At 72.9% G+C, this 20,130-nt stretch carries 20 protein-coding genes; 4 read left to right on the top strand and 16 right to left on the bottom strand.

What is annotated here, in order from left to right:
- Positions 1-24 precede the first annotated feature (24 nt).
- Genes AC2H4J_RS16005 through AC2H4J_RS15970 form a run of 8 tightly spaced genes read right to left on the bottom strand, consistent with a single transcriptional unit; the run spans position 25 to position 8,397 of the window.
- Positions 25-660, bottom strand: a complete 636-nt coding sequence (locus AC2H4J_RS16005; RefSeq protein WP_487465871.1) for a class II aldolase/adducin family protein — start codon at positions 658-660, stop codon at positions 25-27.
- On the bottom strand, positions 657-1,985 hold the full coding sequence (locus AC2H4J_RS16000; RefSeq protein WP_487465870.1) for an amidohydrolase family protein: 1,329 nt from the start codon (positions 1,983-1,985) through the stop codon (positions 657-659). The genes AC2H4J_RS16005 and AC2H4J_RS16000 overlap by 4 nt, the downstream gene beginning before the upstream one ends.
- A complete protein-coding gene (locus AC2H4J_RS15995; protein ID WP_487465869.1) occupies positions 1,982-2,713 on the bottom strand; it encodes a nucleoside phosphorylase in 732 nt (243 codons plus the stop codon). Before AC2H4J_RS15995 ends, AC2H4J_RS16000 begins: the two co-directional genes overlap by 4 nt.
- The gene (locus tag AC2H4J_RS15990; RefSeq protein WP_487465868.1) at positions 2,710-3,750 is read right to left on the bottom strand and encodes a s-methyl-5-thioribose-1-phosphate isomerase; all 1,041 of its coding nucleotides are present in this window, start codon (positions 3,748-3,750) and stop codon (positions 2,710-2,712) included. The genes AC2H4J_RS15995 and AC2H4J_RS15990 overlap by 4 nt, the downstream gene beginning before the upstream one ends.
- Positions 3,751-3,799: 49 nt before the next feature.
- Positions 3,800-4,744: an ABC transporter permease gene (locus AC2H4J_RS15985; RefSeq protein ID WP_487465867.1), complete on the bottom strand. Its 945-nt coding sequence runs from the start codon at positions 4,742-4,744 to the stop codon at positions 3,800-3,802.
- Positions 4,741-5,805: an ABC transporter permease gene (locus AC2H4J_RS15980; protein ID WP_487465866.1), complete on the bottom strand. Its 1,065-nt coding sequence runs from the start codon at positions 5,803-5,805 to the stop codon at positions 4,741-4,743. The genes AC2H4J_RS15985 and AC2H4J_RS15980 overlap by 4 nt, the downstream gene beginning before the upstream one ends.
- Positions 5,802-7,364, bottom strand: a complete 1,563-nt coding sequence (locus tag AC2H4J_RS15975) for an ABC transporter ATP-binding protein (protein WP_487465865.1) — start codon at positions 7,362-7,364, stop codon at positions 5,802-5,804. Before AC2H4J_RS15975 ends, AC2H4J_RS15980 begins: the two co-directional genes overlap by 4 nt.
- On the bottom strand, positions 7,345-8,397 hold the full coding sequence (locus AC2H4J_RS15970; RefSeq protein ID WP_487465864.1) for a BMP family ABC transporter substrate-binding protein: 1,053 nt from the start codon (positions 8,395-8,397) through the stop codon (positions 7,345-7,347). The genes AC2H4J_RS15975 and AC2H4J_RS15970 overlap by 20 nt, the downstream gene beginning before the upstream one ends.
- Before the next feature lie 116 nt (positions 8,398-8,513).
- On the opposite strand from AC2H4J_RS15970, the gene AC2H4J_RS15965 reads away from it, so the two are divergent.
- The gene (locus AC2H4J_RS15965) at positions 8,514-9,221 is read left to right on the top strand and encodes a GntR family transcriptional regulator (protein ID WP_487465863.1); all 708 of its coding nucleotides are present in this window, start codon (positions 8,514-8,516) and stop codon (positions 9,219-9,221) included.
- Positions 9,222-9,245: 24 nt separating this feature from the next.
- Here the strand turns inward: AC2H4J_RS15965 and AC2H4J_RS15960 are convergent, their stop codons facing one another.
- The gene (locus AC2H4J_RS15960; RefSeq protein ID WP_487465862.1) at positions 9,246-9,761 is read right to left on the bottom strand and encodes a DUF1353 domain-containing protein; all 516 of its coding nucleotides are present in this window, start codon (positions 9,759-9,761) and stop codon (positions 9,246-9,248) included.
- Between the two features lie 281 nt (positions 9,762-10,042).
- On the opposite strand from AC2H4J_RS15960, the gene AC2H4J_RS15955 reads away from it, so the two are divergent.
- Both AC2H4J_RS15955 and AC2H4J_RS15950 read left to right on the top strand, forming a co-directional pair.
- Positions 10,043-10,723, top strand: a complete 681-nt coding sequence (locus tag AC2H4J_RS15955) for an NADPH-dependent F420 reductase (protein WP_487465861.1) — start codon at positions 10,043-10,045, stop codon at positions 10,721-10,723.
- 16 nt (positions 10,724-10,739) lie between these two features.
- On the top strand, positions 10,740-11,723 hold the full coding sequence (locus AC2H4J_RS15950; protein ID WP_487465860.1) for an asparaginase: 984 nt from the start codon (positions 10,740-10,742) through the stop codon (positions 11,721-11,723).
- A 6-nt stretch (positions 11,724-11,729) separates the two neighbouring features.
- Here AC2H4J_RS15950 and AC2H4J_RS15945 read toward each other — a convergent pair whose 3' ends face one another.
- The 5 genes from AC2H4J_RS15945 to AC2H4J_RS15925 all read right to left on the bottom strand — a co-directional run bounded on the left by AC2H4J_RS15945 (position 11,730) and on the right by AC2H4J_RS15925 (position 17,522).
- Positions 11,730-12,110, bottom strand: coding sequence for a hypothetical protein (locus tag AC2H4J_RS15945; protein WP_487465859.1), 381 nt, complete (start codon positions 12,108-12,110; stop codon positions 11,730-11,732).
- A gap of 99 nt (positions 12,111-12,209) precedes the next feature.
- Positions 12,210-14,513, bottom strand: a complete 2,304-nt coding sequence (pucD, locus tag AC2H4J_RS15940) for a xanthine dehydrogenase subunit D (RefSeq protein ID WP_487465858.1) — start codon at positions 14,511-14,513, stop codon at positions 12,210-12,212.
- Positions 14,510-14,980, bottom strand: coding sequence for a (2Fe-2S)-binding protein (locus AC2H4J_RS15935; protein ID WP_487465857.1), 471 nt, complete (start codon positions 14,978-14,980; stop codon positions 14,510-14,512). Before AC2H4J_RS15935 ends, pucD begins: the two co-directional genes overlap by 4 nt.
- 1 nt (position 14,981) lies before the next feature.
- Positions 14,982-15,863 carry an FAD binding domain-containing protein gene (locus AC2H4J_RS15930; RefSeq protein ID WP_487465856.1) on the bottom strand — a complete coding sequence of 294 codons (882 nt, stop codon included), beginning with the start codon at positions 15,861-15,863 and terminating at the stop codon, positions 14,982-14,984.
- Between the two features lie 156 nt (positions 15,864-16,019).
- Positions 16,020-17,522 (bottom strand): MFS transporter, encoded by a 1,503-nt coding sequence (locus AC2H4J_RS15925; protein ID WP_487465855.1) that lies wholly within the window; start codon positions 17,520-17,522, stop codon positions 16,020-16,022.
- Positions 17,523-17,739: 217 nt separating this feature from the next.
- Here AC2H4J_RS15925 and AC2H4J_RS15920 point away from each other — a divergent pair, with 217 nt between their 5' ends.
- Positions 17,740-18,750 carry an iron-containing redox enzyme family protein gene (locus AC2H4J_RS15920; RefSeq protein ID WP_487465854.1) on the top strand — a complete coding sequence of 337 codons (1,011 nt, stop codon included), beginning with the start codon at positions 17,740-17,742 and terminating at the stop codon, positions 18,748-18,750.
- Positions 18,751-18,878: 128 nt separating this feature from the next.
- Here AC2H4J_RS15920 and AC2H4J_RS15915 read toward each other — a convergent pair whose 3' ends face one another.
- Entirely contained in the window at positions 18,879-19,193 is a 315-nt protein-coding gene (locus AC2H4J_RS15915; RefSeq protein WP_487465853.1) for a CDGSH iron-sulfur domain-containing protein, read from the bottom strand.
- A gap of 66 nt (positions 19,194-19,259) precedes the next feature.
- Entirely contained in the window at positions 19,260-20,114 is an 855-nt protein-coding gene (locus AC2H4J_RS15910) for an MIP/aquaporin family protein (RefSeq protein WP_487465852.1), read from the bottom strand.
- Positions 20,115-20,130 lie beyond the last annotated feature (16 nt).

The following is a 20,130-nucleotide window of genomic DNA, read 5'->3' as shown; positions in this document are numbered from 1 at the left end:
CGCGACGCCGTGCGGCGGGCGGCTTCAGGCGTGGTGCAGGTCCGCGAACGCCTCCGGCGGGAACGTCGCGGTCGTGTCGCCCGCGGCCAGGCAGCGGTAGGTGGCGGTCGCCGCCTCCTCCAGGTTCAGTGCCCGCCGGTATGCCATGCCGACATCGGCGCCGAGGGTCGAGCAGCCGTGGTGGGACAGCACGATGCAGTCGTGGCGGCGACTCTCCTCGGCCGCCCCGTCGGCCAGCTCGTCGGACCCGTTCGGGAAATAGGGCACCGTGCCCACCGAGCGCACGTAATAGGCGTGGTCGAGCGTGATGAGCCGGATCCGATGGCCCATGGCGTCCACCAGGACGGCGTGCTGCGGATGCAGGTGCACGATCGCGTTGACGTCCGGCCGGACCAGGTAGGTCCGCTGGTGCAGCTTCCACTCGCTGGACGGCCGCTCGGCCCCGCCCAGCACCGCGCCCTCGAGGGTCATCACGCTGAAGTCGCCGGCGGTCAGCCGGTCGAGCCAGGTGCCCGCGCCGGTGACCAGGAACTCGTCCGACCCGGGCAGGCGCGCGGACAGGTTGCCCCCGCTGGCGAGGGCCAGGCCCCCGCCGACCGCCATGCGCCCCACCTCGGCGAGCTGCTCGATGAGGTCCTCACGCGTCGTAGCCGGCCTCATACCCGCTCCTCCCGGGCGAGCTGCGCCCGGCGCAGCGCCCTCATCCGATCCAGCACCGACCGCTCGTCGATCGTGGTCAGTATCCGGTCCCGCATCAGCACCCGGCCGTCGACGACGGTGTGCCGGACGTCAGCGGCCGTCAGCCCATAGGCGACCGCCGACCACGGATCCTCGTTCGGCGCGACGTGCGCCCGGTCGACGTCGCAGACGATGACGTCGGCGCGGCGGCCGACGGTCAGCGAGCCGACTCGGTCGGCGAGCCCCAGGACGGCCGCGCCGTCCGCCGTGGCCAGCCGGACGGCGCGCTCGGCGCCGACCGTGCGCGGATCGCGCGTGACGCCCTTGTGGAGGAGCGCGGCCATCCGGATGGCGGCGAACATGTCCAGGGCGCCGGTGGAGACCGCGCCGTCGGTGCCCAGCCCCACGGGAACCCCGGCCCGCAGCAGCGCGGGCAGCGGGGCGATGCCGCAGCCGAGGTTCAGGTTGGAGACCGGGCAGTGCGCGACCGCAGTGCCGGTGCCGGCGAGCAGCGCGATGTCGGCGTCGTCCAGCTGCACGGCGTGGGCGACCACGGTGGCCGGCCCCAGCACACCGGCGGCGCCGAGTGCCGGGAGCGGGCGGACGCCGTGCCGGGCCCGCACGGCGTCGTCCTCCCCCGGGCTCTCGGCTGCATGCACGTGCACCCGGGCGTCGAACCGGTCGGCCAGGTCCCTGATCCGCTCGAGCTGGTCCCGGGAGAGCATGTACGCCGAGTGCGGCATCACCCAGGCCGATGCGTCCGGATCCGCGTCCCGGCGCGCCGCCAGCAGCTCTTCCGCCCACGCCATCCGGGCGTCGAAGTCGCGGCCCTCCGGATCGGTGACGTCCATGAACGAGGGCCCGTTGAGCAGCCGGAAGCCGACCCGGGCCGCCACCTCGCTCGCCGCCTCCGGGAACCAGTACATGTCCAGAGCCGTGGTCACCCCGCCGCGCACGCTCTCCGCCAGCGCGGCCTCGACCCCGACGGCCACGGCGGCGGCGTCCAGCAGCGCCAGCTCGGCGGTCAGCAGCCGCTCCAGGAACTCCTCGAGCGAGACGTCGTCGGCCGTGCCCCGGAAGAGGTTCATCGCCAGGTGCGCGTGGGTGTTCACCAGGCCCGGCATCACCAGCCCGCCGGACGCGTCCAGTGTCTCGGCCGGGGCGAACTCCTCGGCGATCTCGGGCCCGGGCCCCACCGCGACGATCGCGCCGTCCCGGACGGCGACCGCACCGTCGCGCAGCACCGTCCCCGCGGGATCGACGACGAGGACCGTGCCTCCGGTGATCAGCAGGTCGACGTCGGTCACGCCAGCCGGACCAGCGCGTCCAGGGCGACGTCCGTCCCCCGCTGCACGCCGGCGGCCACGACGTCCCGGTGGGGGTCGTACCCGGTGGTCTCGCGCAGCTCGTCAGCGGCGGCGCCGTCGATCACCAGCACGCCTCCGGTCCTCAGGCCGTTCAGCGAGCCGTGCACCAGGAGCGCCGAGAGCTCCATCTCGATCGCGAGGACGCCGGCGCGGACGTACGTGGGCATGGGCACCGGGAGCAGGCCGGGGTAGAACGCGGCGCGAGTCCACACCAGGCCGCGGTGGTGGGGCGCACCGCTCTCCTGCGCGGCGGCCGCCAGTGCCAGCACCACCTCCGGGCTGCTCACCGCCGGGTACTCGGGCGGCAGGAGCTGCTGGGTGACGCCGTCGTCGCGGATGCAGGCCTCGGCGATCACCAGGTCGCCGTCGCCGATGCCGGTCTGCATCGCGCCGGCCGTGCCCAGCCGGATGATCGTGCGGACGCCGGCGTCGGTGAGCTCCTGGAACAGGCAGACGGCTCCCGGTCCCCCCACACCGTGCGAGGAGACGACCACCTCGACGCCCCGCCACGACCCCCGGAACGTCCGGTACTCGCGGGCGAAGGCCACCTCGACCGGGTCGTCCAGCCGCTGCGCGACCCGTTCGGCGCGGAAAGGGTCCCCGACGACGACGGCGCGCGGCGGAAGGCCGGTCCGCGGGATGCGGGTGACCGGCAGCAGGTCGCTCACGCCTGGTCCCCGTAGTAGGAGTACAGGTCCTGCGGGGAGAACCGGCCGCGGTCGGTGACGATCGTGCGGACGTAGCGGGGCGGCGTGATGTCGAACGCGGGGTAGATGCCGGTGACCCGGTGCGAGGCGGTCCGCCGTCCGAGGCAGTGCAGGACCTCGTCGCCGTCCCGGTCCTCGAGCTCGACGGCGTCGGCCGTGGGGGCCTGGCGGTCCGGCGCCTGGACCAGCGCCACGTACGGCACGTCGAAGGCGTGCGCGGAGATCGCGATCTGCAGGGTGCCCACCTTGTTCACCACGGAGCCGTCCATGGTGATCCGGTCGGCGGCGGTCACGAAGTGGCTGATCCGCCCCTGGCTCATCAGGTGCGCGGCCATCCCGTCGGTGATCAGCCGGGTGGGCACACCCATCTCCGCCAGGCTCTCCGACGTCAGCCGTGCGCCCTGCAGGTAGGGGCGGGTCTCCGTACAGATCGCGTCGACCCGCTTCCCGGCGCGCAGCACCGCGGCCATGGTCTCGGTGATGTAGGACTCCGCCCAGCAGTGGGTGAGCACGGTGGCGCCGTCCGGGATGAGGACGGCGGCGTGCTCCCCCATGGCCCGGCTGCGGGCGAGGTACCGGTTGCCGGCGTCGCGCGCCGCGCGCTCCACGACGTCCGCGAGCGCCCCATCGGAGGCCAGCGTGGTCTCGGTGACCTCCAGCAGCTCGGCGACGACGTCGCGGATCTGGTTGTTGGTCTTCCGCGTGTCCACCAGCCGCCGCCCGGCGGCGGTCATGAACTCCCGCCGCTCCTCGACGCTGCGCAGCCGGTCGGCGTCCCGGGCGGCCAGCGTCATCCCGCCGGCCGCGGCGAACAGCGGGCCGCTGCTCTGCGTGACCATGTCCTCGATCGCCTTGGCCACCTCCTCGTGGTTGCGGCAGGTGACCCACGTCTTCTCGAAGGGGAAGACCCGGCGGTCCAGGATCCGCACCGCGTCCGGCTCGATCAGCACGTTGTCTCTGATGATGGTCGGGACAGGGACGTCGACGGGCGTGCTCACTGGACGTTCTCCTCTGGTGCGGTGACGGGGCGGAGGTGCACGCGCGTGCTCACTCCGCGGACACGTGGGTGCTGGCGGCCGGATCGGCCACCGGGGGCCGGTCGTCGGACGACGCGAGCTCGCTGGGCCCGCGGCGGAGGGCCCGGCGACTGCGCACGCTGGCCACGATGAGCGCGATCAGGGTCAGCACGTACGGCGTGGCCGACGACAGCTGCGACGGGAGGCCGACGCCCTGCAGCCGGAAGCCGAACGCCTCCGCCGCCGCGAACAGGAGGGCAGCGAGCAGCACGCCGAACGGTGCCGCCTGGGCGAGCAGCACGGCCACCACCGCGACCCAGCCACGTCCGGCGGTCATGTCCTGCGAGAACAGCACCACGTTGCCCAGGGAGAGCTGCGCGCCACCGAGTCCGCAGAGCAGCCCGCTGGCCAGGACGGCGCCGTAGCGGTACTTCGTGACGTCGACCCCCAGGCTCCGCGCGGCCTCGGGCGCCTCGCCGACGCCCTGCAGGCGGAAGCCCCAGACGTGCCGCCGGAGGAAGACCGCGAGCACGGGGACGAGCAGCCACGCGAGATAGGTCAGCGGCGTCTGTCCGGCGAACGTGCCCAGACCTTTCAGGGCAGGGTCGGTGAAGGTGCCCTGGCGGCCGAACACCGTGCGCAGCAGGAAGGCGGTCAGCCCGACAGCGAGCAGGTTCAGCGCGATGCCGACGATGATCTCGTCGCCGCCGTATCGGACCGATGCGATGGCGAGCAGGGCCGCGAAGCCGAGGCCGGCGAGCATGCCGGCGAGGACGCCCACCCAGGCGGAGCCGGTGAACCAGCTGCCCGCCACCGCGGCGAACGCACCCACGAGCATGAATCCTTCGAGCCCGACGTTGAAGACGCCGGCTCTCGCGCAGATGGCTCCGCCGAGCGCGGCGAGCAGCACGGGTGTGAGCGCACGCAGGATGGACGGGACGATCGAGGCGTCGACCAGCTGGCCCAGCACGCTCATGCCGTGTCCTTCCGCGTGCGGGCCCGCCGCGAGGTGGCCGCCACCGCGGCGGCGAGGATGACGATGACGGTCGCCTGCAGGATCGAGCTGAGCTCGCGCGGCACCTCGGTCTCGCGCTCCATGCCGAAGCCGCCGACCTGCAGGGCGGCGAAGAACACTCCGGCAGCCACCGTGCCGAGCGGGTTGGCGCGGGCGAGCAGGGCGGCCAGCAGCCCGGTCCAGGTGTAGGCGGGCACCACGAGGGCGCCGTCGATGAAGCGGTAGGGCACCGACGTCACCACCATCGCGCCGATCAGGCCGGCGATGCCGCCCCCGGTGGCCATCAGCCGGGTCACCATGCGGGGCACGCCGACGCCGGCGTACTCGGTGAACCGGCGGTTGTGCCCGGTCAGCCGCACCTCGTAGCCGAAGGGGGTGCGCGAGTCGACCTGCATCACCAGGACGATCACGACGACGAGGACCACCGCGGAGAGCCCGATCCCGGCGAGCACCGGCATCCGGTAGGCCTCGTCGAACACGCGGCTCTGCGGGAGGCCGGTACCCGGGTCACGCAGCGGGAACCGGACGACGTAGGAGGCGAAGGAGACCACCGGATAGGACAGCAGCAGGGAGCTCACCAGCAGCGGGACGCCGAAGCGGTTCTCCAGGACGGCGGGGACGGCGCCGAGGAGTCCACCGGCGAGCGCACCCGCGGCCAGCGCGACGATCAGGGAGAGGGGCATCGGCAGACGAACGGTCGCGGCGACGATCGCGGCGGTGATGCCGCCGAGCACGATCTGCCCCTCGCCGCCCAGGTTCACGACCCCCGCCCGCAGCGGGACGGCGACAGCCAGCGCCATGCCCACCACGGGGACGGCGACGATGAGGGTGTTGCGCCACTGGGTCGATCCGAAGGCACCCTCGAACATCGCGGCGTAGGCAGTGATGGGGTTACCGCCGGCGCCCAGGAGCATGAGCGAGCCGATCAGCAGCGCGCCGAGAACCGAGAGCAGGATCGGCGAACGCAGAGAGCCGCGGAGCCGGTCGATCGGGGCGACCGCGGGCCGCTCGGTCGTCGTCACGTCCCCGCCCGCTTGGCTCCCGCGGCCGTCGTCAGCCCCGCCATCGCCAGTCCCACCTTCTCCTCCGTCGCCTCCGACCTGGGCAACTCCGCCACGACCCGGCCGCCGAACATGACCAGAAGCCGGTCGGACAGGGCCATGAGCTCGCTCAGCTCGGCGGACGCCAGCAGCACGGCGTGCCCCGCGTCCCGGTAGGCGCGCAGCCGGGCGTGGATGTTCTCGATCGCTCCGATGTCGACCCCACGGGTGGGCTGGTCGACGAGGAGCAGCGGTGCGTCGTGCGCCATCTCCCGGCCGACCACGAGCTTCTGCAGATTGCCGCCGGACAGGGTGCCGGCCGCGACCGACGGGCTGCTCACCTTGATCTCGAAGTGCTCGATGATCCGGCGCGCGTGGGCCCGGACCGCGCCGCCGTCCAGCCGCCAGCCGCGCCGGAGCGGTGGACGCCGGTGGAAGCCGATGGCCAGGTTGTCCGAGACCGAGGCCGCCACCGCGGAGCCGGTCGCAGCGCGGTCCTCGGGGATGTAGGCGATCCCCGCCTCACGGCAGCGGCCCGCCGGCAGGCCGTCGACCGGGGTGTCGCGCACCCTGACCGAGCCCGAGCGGGCCGGGCGGAGGCCGGCGATCGACTCGAGCAGCTCCACCTGCCCGTTCCCGGCGACGCCAGCGATGCCGACGATCTCGCCGGCCCGCACGGTGAGGGAGACGTCGTCGACCACGGGCCGGCCGGTCGGCGGTCCGACGGTCAGTCCGTCGACGCGCAGCACGGTGTCGGCCGGCGCTCCCGGGACGTACCGGCCCTCGAGGTCGACGGCCCGGCCGGTCATGTGGCGGGCGATCTCGGCTCCGTCGGTGTCCGCCGTGACCAGGCGTGCCACCGTGCGGCCGTCACGCAGCACCGTGACGTTGTCGCTGAGCTCCAGCACCTCACCGAGCTTGTGCGTGACGATGACCACCGTGCGGCCGGCGTCGCGCAGCCCGCGCAGCACGTCGAACAGCAGCCGGGTCTCCTGGGGGGTCAGGACCGCCGTCGGCTCGTCGAGGATCAGCACCTGCGCGTCGCGGTGGAGCGCCTTGAGGATCTCGACCCGCTGCAGCACGCCGACCGAGAGGGTGCGCACCCGTGCCCGGGGATCGACCTTGAGCCCGTAGCGCTCCGACAGCTCCTGCACGGCACGGACGGCGGCCTTGCGGTCGAGCAGGCCGCCGGCACCGCGGGTCTCGGCACGGTAGACGACGTTCTCCGCCACGGTCATCGACGGGAAGAGCCGGAACGCCTGGTGCACCATCCCCATGCCGGCGGCGACCGCCTCGACCGGCGAGCGGAACCGGACCGGGTGGCCGGCCACCCGGATCTCGCCCTCGTCCGGCGCCAGCAGCCCGTACAGGATCGACATCAGCGTGGACTTGCCGGCCCCGTTCTCACCGACCAGCGCGTGGATCTCGCCGGCGGCCAGCTCGAGATCCGCGCCGTCGTTGGCGACGACGTCCCCGAAGCGCTTGACGATGCCCGACATCACCACGACGGGCTCACCCCGGTCAGCCCTGGGCGGGGTCATCCACCTTCACCTCGCCACCGACGATCTTGTCGCGGACCGACTTGACCTGGTCGATGACGTCGGGGTGCGTGGCGATGAGGCACTTGGACGACGCGACGTCGTCCTGGAGGCCGGTGAGCGTGACGCCCTTCTCCTTGAGCCCGTAGGAGGCGACCCCGCCGCTCTTGCCGTGCAGGATCTTCCCGATGCTGTCCGCGGTGACCACGTCGACCTCCTTGACGACGTTGTCGACCACGTGCCCCTCGCCGGTCGGGCACTGGTTGACATCCACGCCGAAGGCCGAGAACTTGCCGTCCTTGGCCGCGTCGAAGACACCGAGGTTGCCCGCGGCGGCCGCCGCCATGACGTAGTCCGCCCCCTTGGCGACGAGCGCGAGCGCCTGCTCCTTGGCCCTCGCCGGGTCGTTGAACGGCGAATCCCCGCCGACGTAGAGCGGGGTGAAGCCGACGCCCGGCTTCACCGACTGCGCCCCGGCGCCGAACGGGTCGGAGAACCTGCGGATCTGCGGGGTGTCGAGGGCGACGATGGCGCCGACCTGACCCGACTTGGTCAGCAGGCCTGCCTCGACGCCGGCCAGGTAGACCCCTTCGTGCTCGCGGAAGACCGCGCAGGTGACGTTGTCGAAGCTCTTCGTCGTGCAGGCGTCGACGAAGAGGAACTTCTGCTTCGGATTGGCCTCGGCGGCAGCCCCGACCGCGTCGGCGAACTCGAATCCCACGACGGCCAGGACGTCGGGCTTGGCCGCGACGGCGGCGTCCATCTGCTGCTGGATGTTGGTCGGGTCCTGGCTCTCGAAGACCCGCGCCGTCCCGTTGGCGTCCTTCGCCGCCTTCTTGACCCCGTCGACCGCGAGCTGCAGGAACGGGTTCACACCGACCGGCTCGGGGGTGATGAGGATGAGGCTGGGGCCGCCGCCGGAGGCGTTGCTCCCCCCTCCCCCGCCGCTGGAACTGGCGTTGCAGCCGGCCAACACGGTGATGCTCACCGCGGCCACCGAGAGCACCGACAGGAAAGTGGGGCGGCGTCCGGGCATGGGGGCTCCTGTAAGTCGTCTGACGTCTGACCTCGGCTAAGCTGCGACTATCTCGGTGCGGGCGGCACCAGTCAAGGCCCGGCGGAAGGGGACGTGTGGAGTCTTCGCTGCGGGACATGCGTCCGCTCCCGGCACGCCTCGCCGACCGCCTGCGCCAGCGCGTCGCGGCCGGCGACTGGCAGCCGGGCCACCGGCTTCCCTCCGAGCAGGATCTGGCCGCCGAGTACGGCGTGAGCCGGGCGACCGTGCGCAGCGCGGTGGCCCGGCTGGTCGACAGCGGGATGCTGCGGGTCCGGCACGGAGCGGGCACCTTCGTGACCACGCACCGGGGCGGCATCCGGGCCGGGCTGCAGGAGTTGCGCTCGACGACCCGGATCATCGCCGAGCAGGGACACAACTGCGCGGTCGTCTACCGCTCCCGCGACGTGCGCCCGGCGACCGCCGAGGAGGCCGAGCACTTCGACGGCGCGCCGGGGATGCCGGTCATCGCCATCGACCGCAGTTTTCTCGCCGACGACGACGTGGTGGCGTTCGAGCACGACCTGATCGATGCCGCCGTCCTGCCCGCAGGGTTCGACCCGGCGGGCATCACCGGGTCGGTCTTCGAGTTCATGGAACCCCTCGGTCTGCTGCCGGTCCAGGCCGTGGCACACGTCCGCGCGGTGTACGACGAGCAGGTCGGGTGGGGCCCGCGCCGGCCGCCACGACCGCTGTACGTCTGCCTCGACCAGGTGCAGTACCTGGCCGACGGGCGCCCGGTCAGCTGGTCGCAGACCTTCTTCGTGGAGAGCAAGTTCGAGTTCACCCTCATGCGCAGCCAGTAGTCCCGGCCCGTCCGGGCGCGGCCGTCAGCGTGCGGTCACCGGTGACACCAGCTCCTCCGGCCCGGTCGGCGCGACCAGGGACGCGAGACCCTCCGCCACGGCGTACACCGCCAGCCCGGGCAGGATGGCCACGGCCGGGGGGACGACGACCGGCGCGGCGGCCACCGAGATCGCCACCACCCCGGGCGCGGTGCCCCACCAGCCCGCGCGTCGCCGTCCGTCGGCCAGTGCTCCCCAGCGCACTCCTGCCCACATCACCCACCGGCGCAGCAGCACCGGGACACCGCTCTCCCGCATGACCCGTCTGAAGAGGCCGTCGGCCTCCGTCGCAGAGACCGCTCCGCTGCGGATGCCCTCCGTGCAGAGCCAGTCGTGGAGCACGGCGGCGAGCGAGTAGGCGCCGAACCGCGGGACCAGCCAGGTGACCACGCGGGGCACGGTCGCGAAGTCGGTGCGGAAGCCCGCCGGGACGACGACCCTCCGCTCTCCTCGTCCCCGCGGACCGTCCGGTGCACGGTCGGGCGCCCGCGGGGGACGCACGGGCGCCGCAGACCGCGGGAACCGGGGTGACCGCGCACCGGACGGCGAACGGGAATCGAACCCGCGCGTTCCGACAGACGCTTGCCCACCCGGCAACGCCCGCGACCGACGTGCAGGACCCGCGGCGGCGATGCCGTCCGGCTGCTGACCACGAGCGGGGGAACGGTAGCCGCCGGGCGCCTCCGCTGTCGTTGCATTTTCGGTGCGGCCCCGAGCCGGTTCCCTGCTCACCGGTGCTGCGCGAGAGTGGACACGCGCCACTCCGCCGGAAGGGACCGACCATGAAGATCGCCGTGCTGGGCACCGGGACCGTCGGCCGCACCGTCGCCGGCAAGCTCGCCGAGCTGGGGCACGACGTCGTCGTCGGCACCCGCGAGCCGGGGTCGACGGTGGCCCGCACCGAGCCCGACGCGATGGGCAATCCGCCCTACTCGGTCTGGCAGGCCGACCATCCGGGCATCCGCCTCGCGCCGTTCGCCGAGGCCGCGGCGGGCGGCGAGCTGATCGTCAACGCCACGGGTGGCAGCGGCTCGCTGGAGGCCCTGGGTCTGGCCGGCGAGTCCAACCTGGCCGGCAAGGTGCTGCTGGACATCTCGAACCCACTCGACTTCTCCCGCGGCTTCCCGCCCAGCCTGTTCGTGTCCGACACCGACTCGCTGGCCGAGCAGATCCAGCGTGCCTTCCCCGCGGCACGCGTGGTCAAGTCGCTGAACACCATGACCGCGGCCCTGATGGTCGACCCGGGCCGCGTCGGCGGCGGCGACCACTCGGCATTCGTCTCCGGCGACGACCCGGACGCCAAGAAGACCGTCGTCGACCTGCTCGCGAGCATGGGACACACCGACGTCATCGACCTCGGTGACCTGTCGACAGCGCGCGCAGCGGAGATGCTGTTGCCGGTCTGGCTGCGGCTCATGGGCGCGCTGGGCACTCCGTATCTTCAGTTCAAGATCGTCCGCTGACCCGAGGAGCCCGCCCGTGCCGCTCGTGACCGTCCTGGCGACCGGGGGGACCATTGCCAGCCGGTCCGGCCCATCCGGCGGCGCCACCGCCCAGGACGAGGGCGCCGATCTCGTGGCCCGGCTCGATCTCCCGACGGACGTCGAGCTGCGGGTGCGCGACCTGTTCCGCGTCGGCAGCTTCCGCATGACGCTGGACCGGGTGCACGAACTGGCCCGGGCGGTCGCGGCCGAGCTGGCCGACGGCGTGGACGGCGTCGTCGTCACGCACGGCACCGACACGACCGAGGAGACCGCCTTCTTCCTCGACCTCTTCCACGCCGATCCGCGGCCGGTCGTCGTCACCGGCGCCCAGCGTGCCGCCGATGCTGCCGACAGCGACGGGCCGCGCAACCTGACCGACGCCGTGACGGCCGCGGCCGCGCCGGCGACTCGCGGACTCGGGGTGCTGATCGGCTTCGGCGGCCAGCTCTTCCCGGCCCGGGGGACGCGCAAGGCGCACACGCTCGCGGCCGACACGTTCACCAACCCCGCCGGCGGCCCGCTGGGCTGGGTGCACGACGCGGAGGTCGGCGTCGTCACCCAGCCCCGCCGGGGAACGCCTCTGGATCTGGACGCGTTCGATCCGGCCCGCGTGCGGGTGGACGTCGTCCCCACCTATCCCGATGCCGACGGGACCGCCCTTCGGGCCTGCGTGGACGCGGGTGCGCGGGGCATCGTCCTGGAAGCGACCGGCGCGGGGAACGCCAACCCGGCGATCTGTTCCGCGGTCACCGAGGCCGCGGCCGCCGGAGTCGTCGTGGTCACCTCCACCCGGGTGGCCGCCGGACCGGTCGCAGCCGTCTACGGGGACGGCGGCGGGGTCGACCTGCTGGCGGCGGGGGCCGTCCCGAGCGGGCTGCTCCGCCCGTCGCAGGCGCGGATGCTGCTCGCCGCGCTGCTGGGCATCCACCGAGCCCCGGCCGCCGTCCGCTCGGCGTTCGCGGAGCGGGCGGGCGGCTGAGCCGGTCTACCTCCGCGTCGTCACGGAGTCCCGGGAGCGGGCGGAGCGACGGGTCGACAGCACCGCGATGGCGACGCAAACCCCGGCCAGGGCGACCACGGCGATGGCCGTGTCGAAGAGCAGGTCGAGCACGCCGTGCTTGGCCCACTGCGGGTAGTCGACGACCTCGAAGGTCGCGAGGACTCCCACGAGGAGCGCACCGGTCACCGCGCGTCCGTTCCGCAGCAACCACGCGCCCACCCCGAACAGCACGGCGAAACCCAGGGCGAACCAGGGATAGCTGTTCGGACCTCCGCGCGCCCAGAGCTGGGCGGTGGAGATCAGCTCGGCGACGCAGAGGGCGGCGCCGATGCCGGCGAGGAGGGTTGGCAGGGATCGCGTGTTCACGGTGACCTCCGGGGTTCGATGTGGGAGCCCCAGCCTCCGATCTGCCCCTCCGCCCCGGAACGGCCCGTTTCCCGTGCCGTCCGGGAAGTTCTCCCGGTGTCAGGTGCCGGTGATGTGCTCCGGGCGGATCGGCACCCGGCGCAGCGGCTTGCCGGTCGCGGCCCGGATCGCCGCGGCGACGGCCGGACCGGAGGAGATGGTCGGCGGCTCCCCCACGCCGCGGACGCCGTAGGGCGCGTGCGGATCGGCGTACTCGAGCACCTTCACCTGCATCGGCGGCATGTCGAGGATCGTCGGGATCAGGTAGTCGGTGAACGACGGGTTCCGCACGTGCCCGTCGGTCACCACGATCTCCTCCATCAGCGCCAGGCCCATGCCCTGTGCCGAGCCGCCGTGGATCTGCCCGATCACGGCGTCGGGGTTGATCGCCTTGCCGACGTCCTGCGCCGTGTCCAGCGCGATGACCTTCACCAGGCCGAGCTCCACGTCGACGTCCACCACGGCCCGGTGCGCGGAGAAGGCGAACTGCACGTGCGCGTCGCCCTGCCCGGTCTCCGGGTCGATCGCGTGGGTGGGCCGGTGCCGCCACTCGACGGTCTCCTCGACCGCGTCGTCGCCGAGCACGTCGGAGAGCCCGGTCAGCACCTCGCCGGAAGAGCCGACGATCTTCTCGCCGTCCAGCCGGAGGTCGGAGGGCCACCGGCCGAGGAACACCGCCGCGCGCTCCAGGACGGCGGCCCGCACGGCCTCGCACGCCGCCTTCACCGCTCCCCCGGTCACGTAGGTCTGCCGGGACGCAGACGTCGAACCGCCGGACCCGACGGCGGTGTTCTTCGGGTGGACGACGACCCGCTGCACGCCCAGCTCGGTGCGGCAGATCTGCTGCTCCACGGTGATCAGACCCTGGCCGACCTCGGCCGCGGCGGTGTGCACGGTCGCCACCGCCTCCCCGCCGGTCATCTCCAGCCGCACCCGCGCGGTCGAGTAGTCGTCGAAGCCCTCGGAGAAACCGACGTTCTTGTAGGTGACGGCGTACCCGACGCCTCGGACGACGCCCTCGCCGTGGGTGGTGTTGTTGACCGCCCCGGGCAGCGACCGGAGGTCGGCGTCCTCGCCGCGCTCGGGCGGCAGCGGCAGCTCGGCGACGATCTGCAGCAGCTCGCCGACCGGGGCCGCGGAGTCGATGACCTGGCCGGTGATGTTGAGGTCGCCCTCGCGCATCCCGTTGCGCTGCCGGATCTCGACCCGGTCGACGCCCACGGTGTCGGCGAGCTCGTCCATGAGCGCCTCGTGCGCGAACGCGGCCTGCACGCAGCCGAATCCGCGCATGGCGCCGCAGGGCGGGTTGTTGGTGAACACCCCGTAGGCGTCGACCGCAACCGACGGGAACCGGTAGGGGCCGAGGCCGAGGGTGCCTCCGTTGCCCACGACCGCGCTGGTGGAGGAGGCGTACGCGCCGCCGTCGAACAGCAGCCGCGCCTTCGCGTAGACCAGGGTGCCGTCACGCTCGGCGCCGAACTCGTAGGTCATCGTCGCCGGGTGGCGGTGCACGTGGCCGTAGAACGACTCCTCGCGGCCGTAGCTCATCTTCACCGGCTTGCCGGTGCGCAGGGCCAGCAGGCAGGCGTGGATGTGCACCGACAGGTCCTCGCGGCCGCCGAAGGCGCCGCCCACGCCGGCCAGCACCAGCCGCACCTTCTCGGGCGGCATCCCGAGGGCCAGGCAGATCTGGCGCTGGTCGACGTGCAGCCACTGGGTGGCGACGTAGAGGTCGACACCCCCGTCCTCCGCCGGGACGGCGAGGCCGGACTCCGGCCCGAGGAAGGCCTGGTCCTGCATGCCGACCTCGAAGTCGAGGGAGACGACCACCGGGGCGGTCGGGTTCTCCTCGCCGCGGCGCAGCTTCAGGTGCCGCACCAGGTTCCCGGGCCGGTGCACCGCGGGAGCGTCGGGGTCCATCGCGCGGCGCGGGTCGGTGACGGCGGGCAGCACCTCGTAGTCGACGACGATCCGCTGCGCGGCGCGACGGGCGGTCTCCGGGTGGTCGGCGGCGACCAGCGCCACCGGCTCGCCCTCGTAGCGGACGAACTCCGACGCCAGCACCGGCTGGTCGGCGTGCTCGAGCCCGAATGCGTTCTCCCCCGGCACGTCGTCCGCCGTCAGCACCGCCCACACACCCGGAACGGTGATCGCCTCGGTGATGTCGATGCGGCGGATGCGGGCGTGCGGGTGCGGGCTGCGCAGGGTCACGCCCCACGCCATCTCGTCGTGCCAGAGGTCGCTCGCGTAGGCGAACTCACCGGTGACCTTCAGCGTGCCGTCGGGGCGCAGCGGGCTGTCGCCGATCCGGCCGGGCGTCGCCGTCGCCGCCGTCGTCGTGACGGTCGTCGTGTCGGTGCTCATGCCTGCCCCTGCCGCTGGGCGGCCAGCCGGACCGCGTCCAGGATCTTCTCGTAGCCGGTGCAGCGGCACAGGTTGCCGGCCAGGGCCTCGCGGATCTCGAGGTCGGACGGGCTGGGCACCCGCGCCAGCAGGTCGTGCGCGGCGACGACGAGCCCCGGCGTGCAGAAGCCGCACTGCACGGCGCCGCACTCGACGAACGCCTGCTGCACCGGGTGCAGCCGCTCCCCGTCGGCGAGACCCTCGACCGTGGTCACCTCGCGGCCGATCGCCTGACCGGCGGCGACCAGGCACGAGCAGACCGGCTCGCCGTCCAGGTAGACGGTGCACGACCCGCACTCGCCCTGCTCACAGGCGTTCTTCGAGCCGGGCAGGCCCATCCGCTCGCGGAGCACGTAGAGCAGGCTCTCGCCGGGCCAGACGTCGTCGACCTCCTGCACGGTGCCGTTGACCGTGGTCGTGATGCGCATGTCAGGCCGCCTTCCGGTCGTGCTGGTACTCGTCCCAGGCCCAGGTGACCGCCCGCCGCGCCATCACCGCCAGCGAGTGCCGGCGGTAGGCGGCACTGCCGCGGACGTCGTCGATCGGCGACGCCGCCGCCGCGACCCGCTCGCCGAAGGCGCGGGCGAGGGTCTCGGGCAGCCCGGCCCGGGAGTCCCAGAGGCCGGCGCTGTCCAGCTCGCCGGCCAGGAAGTCCTCGGCCTCGATCGCGCGGCGCGGCGTGGGCGCCGCCGAGCCGATGCCGGTGCCGACGGCCCGCCGGTCGGGATGCAGGGCGCAGGCGAACGCCGACACGGCGATGACCATCGCGTTGCGGGTGCCGATCTTGGAGAACTGCTGCGGCCCGGCCGCCGAGGGGATCAGCACCGCGGCGATGAGCTCGTCGGCCTCCAGCGCGTTCCGCTTCACGCCGGTGTAGAACTCCGCGGCCGGGATCCGACGGACACCGCGGGCGGCCGACTCGACCTCGACGACGGCGTCCGACGCCAGCAGCGGCGGGTGCGCGTCACCGGCCGGGGACGCCGAGCCGAGGTTGCCGCCCACCGTGCCGCGGATCCGGATCTGCGGGGACCCGACCGTGCGGGAGGCCATCGCCAGCCCCGGCAGGTGCGCGCCCAGGTCGCCGACGATGCGCGCGTAGGGCACGCCCGCGCCCAGCCGGACCGAACCGCCGTCCGTGGCCCACTCCCGGAGCTCCGCGACGCGGCCGAGATCGAGCAGCGCACCCGGCCGGCTGCGGTCGAAGTTGATGTCGACCATGACGTCGGTGCCGCCGGCGATCGGGACGGCGTCGGGGCGCTCGGCCCGCAGGTCGAGAGCCTCCTGCCACGACGCCGGCTGCAGGAAGTCCACGCGCGCTCCTCGCTGTCCTCCGAAGATGTTCCCGAGAGACAACCGTGCGCGGAAGAGGCTGGCAAGGGTGCCGCCCGGAAAACGTGCGAGCCGCGGCCCACCCCGTGTCGAGGTGGGCCGCGGCTGCGCTCCAGTGCGGACTGCGCGCGGTGAGGACTACATGCTGTACCGCGCGGCACCCTCGGCACGGGTACCCGGGCGGCGCAGCGCCAGCGGGGTGGCGACGTCCTCGAGGGACTTGCCCTCGGCCGAGACCCCGATGAACGCCGCGACCAGGCCGCCGACCACCATGACGCCGGCCCCGAGCAGGTAACCGCCGAACAGCGGGCCGCGGTGCTCACCGGTGCCGATCAGCGTGCCGTAGATGACGGGGCCGAGGGCACCGAAGCACTGCGCGATGGCGAAGAACACCGCGATCGCCTTGGCGCGCACCTCCTGCGGGAAGATCTCGCTCACCGTCAGGTACGCCGAACTCGCACCGGCCGAGGCGAAGAAGAAGATCAGGCACCAGGCGATCGTCTGGGTCGTCGCCGTCAGCACGTCGGCCTTGAACAGGAACGCCGTGATCGCGAGGAGGATCCCGGACAGGATGTAGGTGCCGGAGATCATCTTCTTGCGGCCGACGGTGTCGAACAGGTGCCCGAGCACGAACGGCCCGGAAAGGTTGCCGACGGCGAAGGCGATCAGGAACAGCGGCGCCTTCTTCGCGTCCACGTCGTAGAAGTGGGTCAGGACCAGGGTGTAGGTGAAGAAGATCGCGTTGTAGAGGAACGACTGCGTGATCATCAGTGTGGCGCCGTAGATCGCGCGCTGCGGGTACTCCTTGAACAGCAAGCGGGCGAGGGCGAAGTAGCCGATGTTCTCGGCCGGCTTGATCTCGACCGCCTTCTCCTCGGGCACCTGCGGCAGCTGGCGGCCGCCCTCCTCCACCTCGTGCTCGATGTAGCTGATGGTCTCCTCGGCCGCTTCCGCGTGGCCGTGCATGACCTGCCAGCGCGGGCTCTCCGGAAGGTGCCGGCGGACGAAGATGATGACCAGGCCCAGCACCGGGCCGAGCAGGAACGCCACGCGCCACCCGATGTTCGGGCTGAGCTGGTTGAGGAAGATGAAGGTGCCCAGGGTGCCGATGATGGCGCCGGCCCAGTAAGTGCCGTTGACCATGATGTCGACCCGCCCACGGAAGCGGGCAGGGATCAGTTCGTCGATCGCGGAGTTGATCGCGGCGTACTCGCCGCCGATGCCCATGCCGGCGATGAACCGGGTGGCGTAGAGGAAGATCACCCAGGCGGTTCCCCCGCTCAGGGTCAGCGCCGTGAGTCCGCTGCCGATCAGGTAGACGGCCAGCGTGATGATGAACAGCTTCTTGCGGCCTAGCTTGTCCGACAGCGAGCCGAAGAACAGCGCGCCGACGACCTCGCCGACCAGGTACACCGTGGCGATCAGCCCGGCCTCGGTCGAGCTCAGCCCGAGGGTCTCCGACTTGGTCAGCAGGGCGACGACGGCGCCCGCGACGGTGATCTCCAGCCCGTCGAGGATCCAGGCCACACCGAGTGCGACGACCATGCGGGTGTGGAAGGGGGACCACGGCAGACGGTCGATCCGCGCAGGTATGAGGCTGCGGATCGCCCCGGGTGCAGGGGCCTCGTGGGTCGTCGTCATCGATCGCCTCCGAGATGGCCTGACTGATGGGGTAGGTAGGGGCCGGTCCCCTTCCCCGCGAAACCAGGGATCAACCGTTCCGCTTCAGGTTCGTTACCTGATCGGGGAACTCAGCGGGCCCGACGGACGTTGAGTGCCCGCGGCGTGAATCCCGCGGACGAGGGACATCACAGCCCGACAGCGCATCGAACGAGCGCGTGCTGGGCATGGCGGGAGCATGCTTCTGCCCGACCCCCGGGGCCCTCTGAGCGAGGCCCTCTTCCACGACCTGACCAGCGGGACCGCGCTGTCCCGGAGCCCTGGCGAGCTGGCGGAGCGGGTGCACGGCGGCGTCGGCGTCCTGACCGACGAGGACGTGCAGATCAGCCTCGCGGTCTGCTACGAGCTGCACTACCGGGGCTTCGCCGGCGTATCCGAGGACTGGGAGTGGGACCCGGAGCTGCTCCGTCTGCGGGCGGGCCTGGAGCAGCATCACCTCGACGCGCTCCGCGAGACCGTCGGCCCTCTGCCGGCGTCCGACGAAGCCGTCGACCGCCAGCTGGCCGCGCTCATCGCCGCCGACGACGGGCCCTCGCTGTCGTCGTTCATGGCCAAGCAGGGCACCCTCGAGCAGTGGCGTGAGTACCTGACGCTGCGGTCGGTCTATCACCTCAAGGAGGGCGATCCGCACACCTTCGCGATCCCCCGCCTCTCCGGTCGCGCGAAGGCCGCGATGGTCGAGATCCAGGCCGACGAGTACGGCGGGGGCAGCCCGCAGCGCATGCACAGCGAGCTGTTCGCCGGACTGATGCGGGCCCTCGACCTGGACGCGACCTACGGCGCCCTCTGGGACGCGGCCCCGGCGGCCGCCTTCGCCTCGGTCAACACGATGTCGCTGTTCGGACTCCACCGCCGCTGGCGGGGCGCGGCCCTCGGGCACCTCGCGTGCGTCGAGATGACGTCGTCGGAGCCCAGTCGCCGCTACTCGGCCGGACTGCGCCGGCTCGGCTACGACGAGCGGGTGACCGTGTTCTACGACGAGCACGTGGAGGCCGACGCCGTGCACGAGCAGATCGCCTCGGTCGACATGTGCGGCTCACTGGTCGCCGAGGAGCCCGACCTGCTGCCCGACGTCCTGTTCGGCGCGGCCTGCTCCCTGGCGATGGACGGCGTCGCCGCCGAGCACCTGCTCGGGGCGTGGGAGGCCGGCCGGCCGGCGATGCGGACGGCGTCGCCGCTGGCGGCATGAGCAGGCCGCTTGCGGTCGATCTGTTTCCGGAACAGTTCGGCACTGTTACGGCCGGATCGGCTCTCCTCGCTGCCGAAGAGAACCCGGAGACAGCCCGGGCGTTCGGCACCGGCCGATGACCGGTCGGCTCAGTCCTCGGCCCGGCTCGCCGCACGCAGGATCTGCGCGGCGGGCCGAGGCCGGCTGGGGGCGCTCGGGGCGCTGAAGCCCGAGCGCTTGTGCGACCCGTCGCAGAACGGCTTGATGCCCGACTTCCCGCACCGGCACAGCGCGATCGTCCGCCGGCCCGGGTCGATCTCGGCGCCGTCGGAGTCGACCAGCCGGAAATCGCCGCGGACGATCAGCGGGCCGTCCCGGTAGGGCGTGATGGTGGCGCCCGGGCCGTCCAGCGGGAGGTCGTCGACGTCCTCGGGCAGCTCCGGTTCCGGCAGTGAGCTCGACACGCCTTCCCCATGCCCTCCCGGCCCGCCCGGCACACCCCGCCGGACGGCGGTGCACCCGGACGGGGGTCAGCGCGGCGCGCGCCGGGACGTCGTCGCCGCTCCGGTGTCGTCCCGCGCGGGCGCCGGCGGCGGGATCTGCGCCGGCTCCTGCTCCTGCGGGAGTTCGGCGCCGGTCCGGTCACCGGCGGGTTCGGCTGCGCGAGCGGCCTGCTCGGTCACGAGCGGGATCGTGAGCACCCGCACGACGCCGACGGCGAGGACCGCTCCCACCAGCGGGGCGAGCAGGAACAGCCAGACGTGCGCGAGTGGGTCCCCGCCTGCGAACAGCGCCGGGCCGAGGGAGCGGGCCGGATTCACCGATGTGCCGTCGAGCGGGATGCCCACCAGGTGAACTGCGGTGAGGGTCAGGCCGATCGCCAGCCCCGCGAAGCCCGGCGTCCCGGAGCGGCCGGTCACCAGCAGGATCACCGCGACGAACACGAACGTGAGCAGCACCTCCAGGACGAACGCCCCACCGGCGCTGATGTGCGCGCCCCAGTCGTTGGAGCCGAGCGTCCCGGTCTGGTCGCGTACGTCGCCGAAACCGCTGGTCAGGAGCTTCAGGACGGCGGCCCCGGCGATTCCACCCGCCAGTTGGGCAATCCAGTAGTAGGCCGCCTCCGTTGCCGTCATGCCCTTGGCGAGCAGCACGCCGAGCGTCACCGCCGGGTTGATGTGGCAGCCGGAGATCGGGCCGATCGCGTAGGCGAGGGCGAGCAGGACGAGGCCGAAGGCCAGCGCCACGCCGACCGGCCCGACCGCGTCGATGCCTCCGACCGCCGCGCCGACGGCCAGTGTCACGAGCAACGCCGTACCCAGGAACTCCGCGGCGACGGACCGGGCGAGGGGTGGAGACAGTGCGGGAGACGGGGCGGCGGGCATGACGACCTCCGGGACG

The organism is Blastococcus sp. OS1-29 (genome assembly GCF_057628075.1).
Note: the sequence above shows the minus strand (reverse complement) of the source record. Positions and strands in the feature narration are given on the sequence as shown.

Bases quoted from the DNA above. Each gene is read 5' to 3' on its own strand.
- AC2H4J_RS16005 (WP_487465871.1), bottom strand. From the start codon at position 660: ATGAGGCCGGCTACGACGCGTGAGGACCTCATCGAGCAGCTCGCCGAG.
- AC2H4J_RS15985 (WP_487465867.1), bottom strand. From the start codon at position 4,744: ATGAGCGTGCTGGGCCAGCTGGTCGACGCCTCGATCGTCCCGTCCATC.
- AC2H4J_RS15975 (WP_487465865.1), bottom strand. From the start codon at position 7,364: ATGACCCCGCCCAGGGCTGACCGGGGTGAGCCCGTCGTGGTGATGTCG.
- AC2H4J_RS15970 (WP_487465864.1), bottom strand. From the start codon at position 8,397: ATGCCCGGACGCCGCCCCACTTTCCTGTCGGTGCTCTCGGTGGCCGCG.
- AC2H4J_RS15965 (WP_487465863.1), top strand. From the start codon at position 8,514: ATGCGTCCGCTCCCGGCACGCCTCGCCGACCGCCTGCGCCAGCGCGTC.
- AC2H4J_RS15955 (WP_487465861.1), top strand. From the start codon at position 10,043: ATGAAGATCGCCGTGCTGGGCACCGGGACCGTCGGCCGCACCGTCGCC.
- pucD (WP_487465858.1), bottom strand. From the start codon at position 14,513: ATGAGCACCGACACGACGACCGTCACGACGACGGCGGCGACGGCGACG.
- AC2H4J_RS15935 (WP_487465857.1), bottom strand. From the start codon at position 14,980: ATGCGCATCACGACCACGGTCAACGGCACCGTGCAGGAGGTCGACGAC.
- AC2H4J_RS15925 (WP_487465855.1), bottom strand. From the start codon at position 17,522: ATGACGACGACCCACGAGGCCCCTGCACCCGGGGCGATCCGCAGCCTC.
- AC2H4J_RS15920 (WP_487465854.1), top strand. From the start codon at position 17,740: ATGCTTCTGCCCGACCCCCGGGGCCCTCTGAGCGAGGCCCTCTTCCAC.
- AC2H4J_RS15910 (WP_487465852.1), bottom strand. From the start codon at position 20,114: ATGCCCGCCGCCCCGTCTCCCGCACTGTCTCCACCCCTCGCCCGGTCC.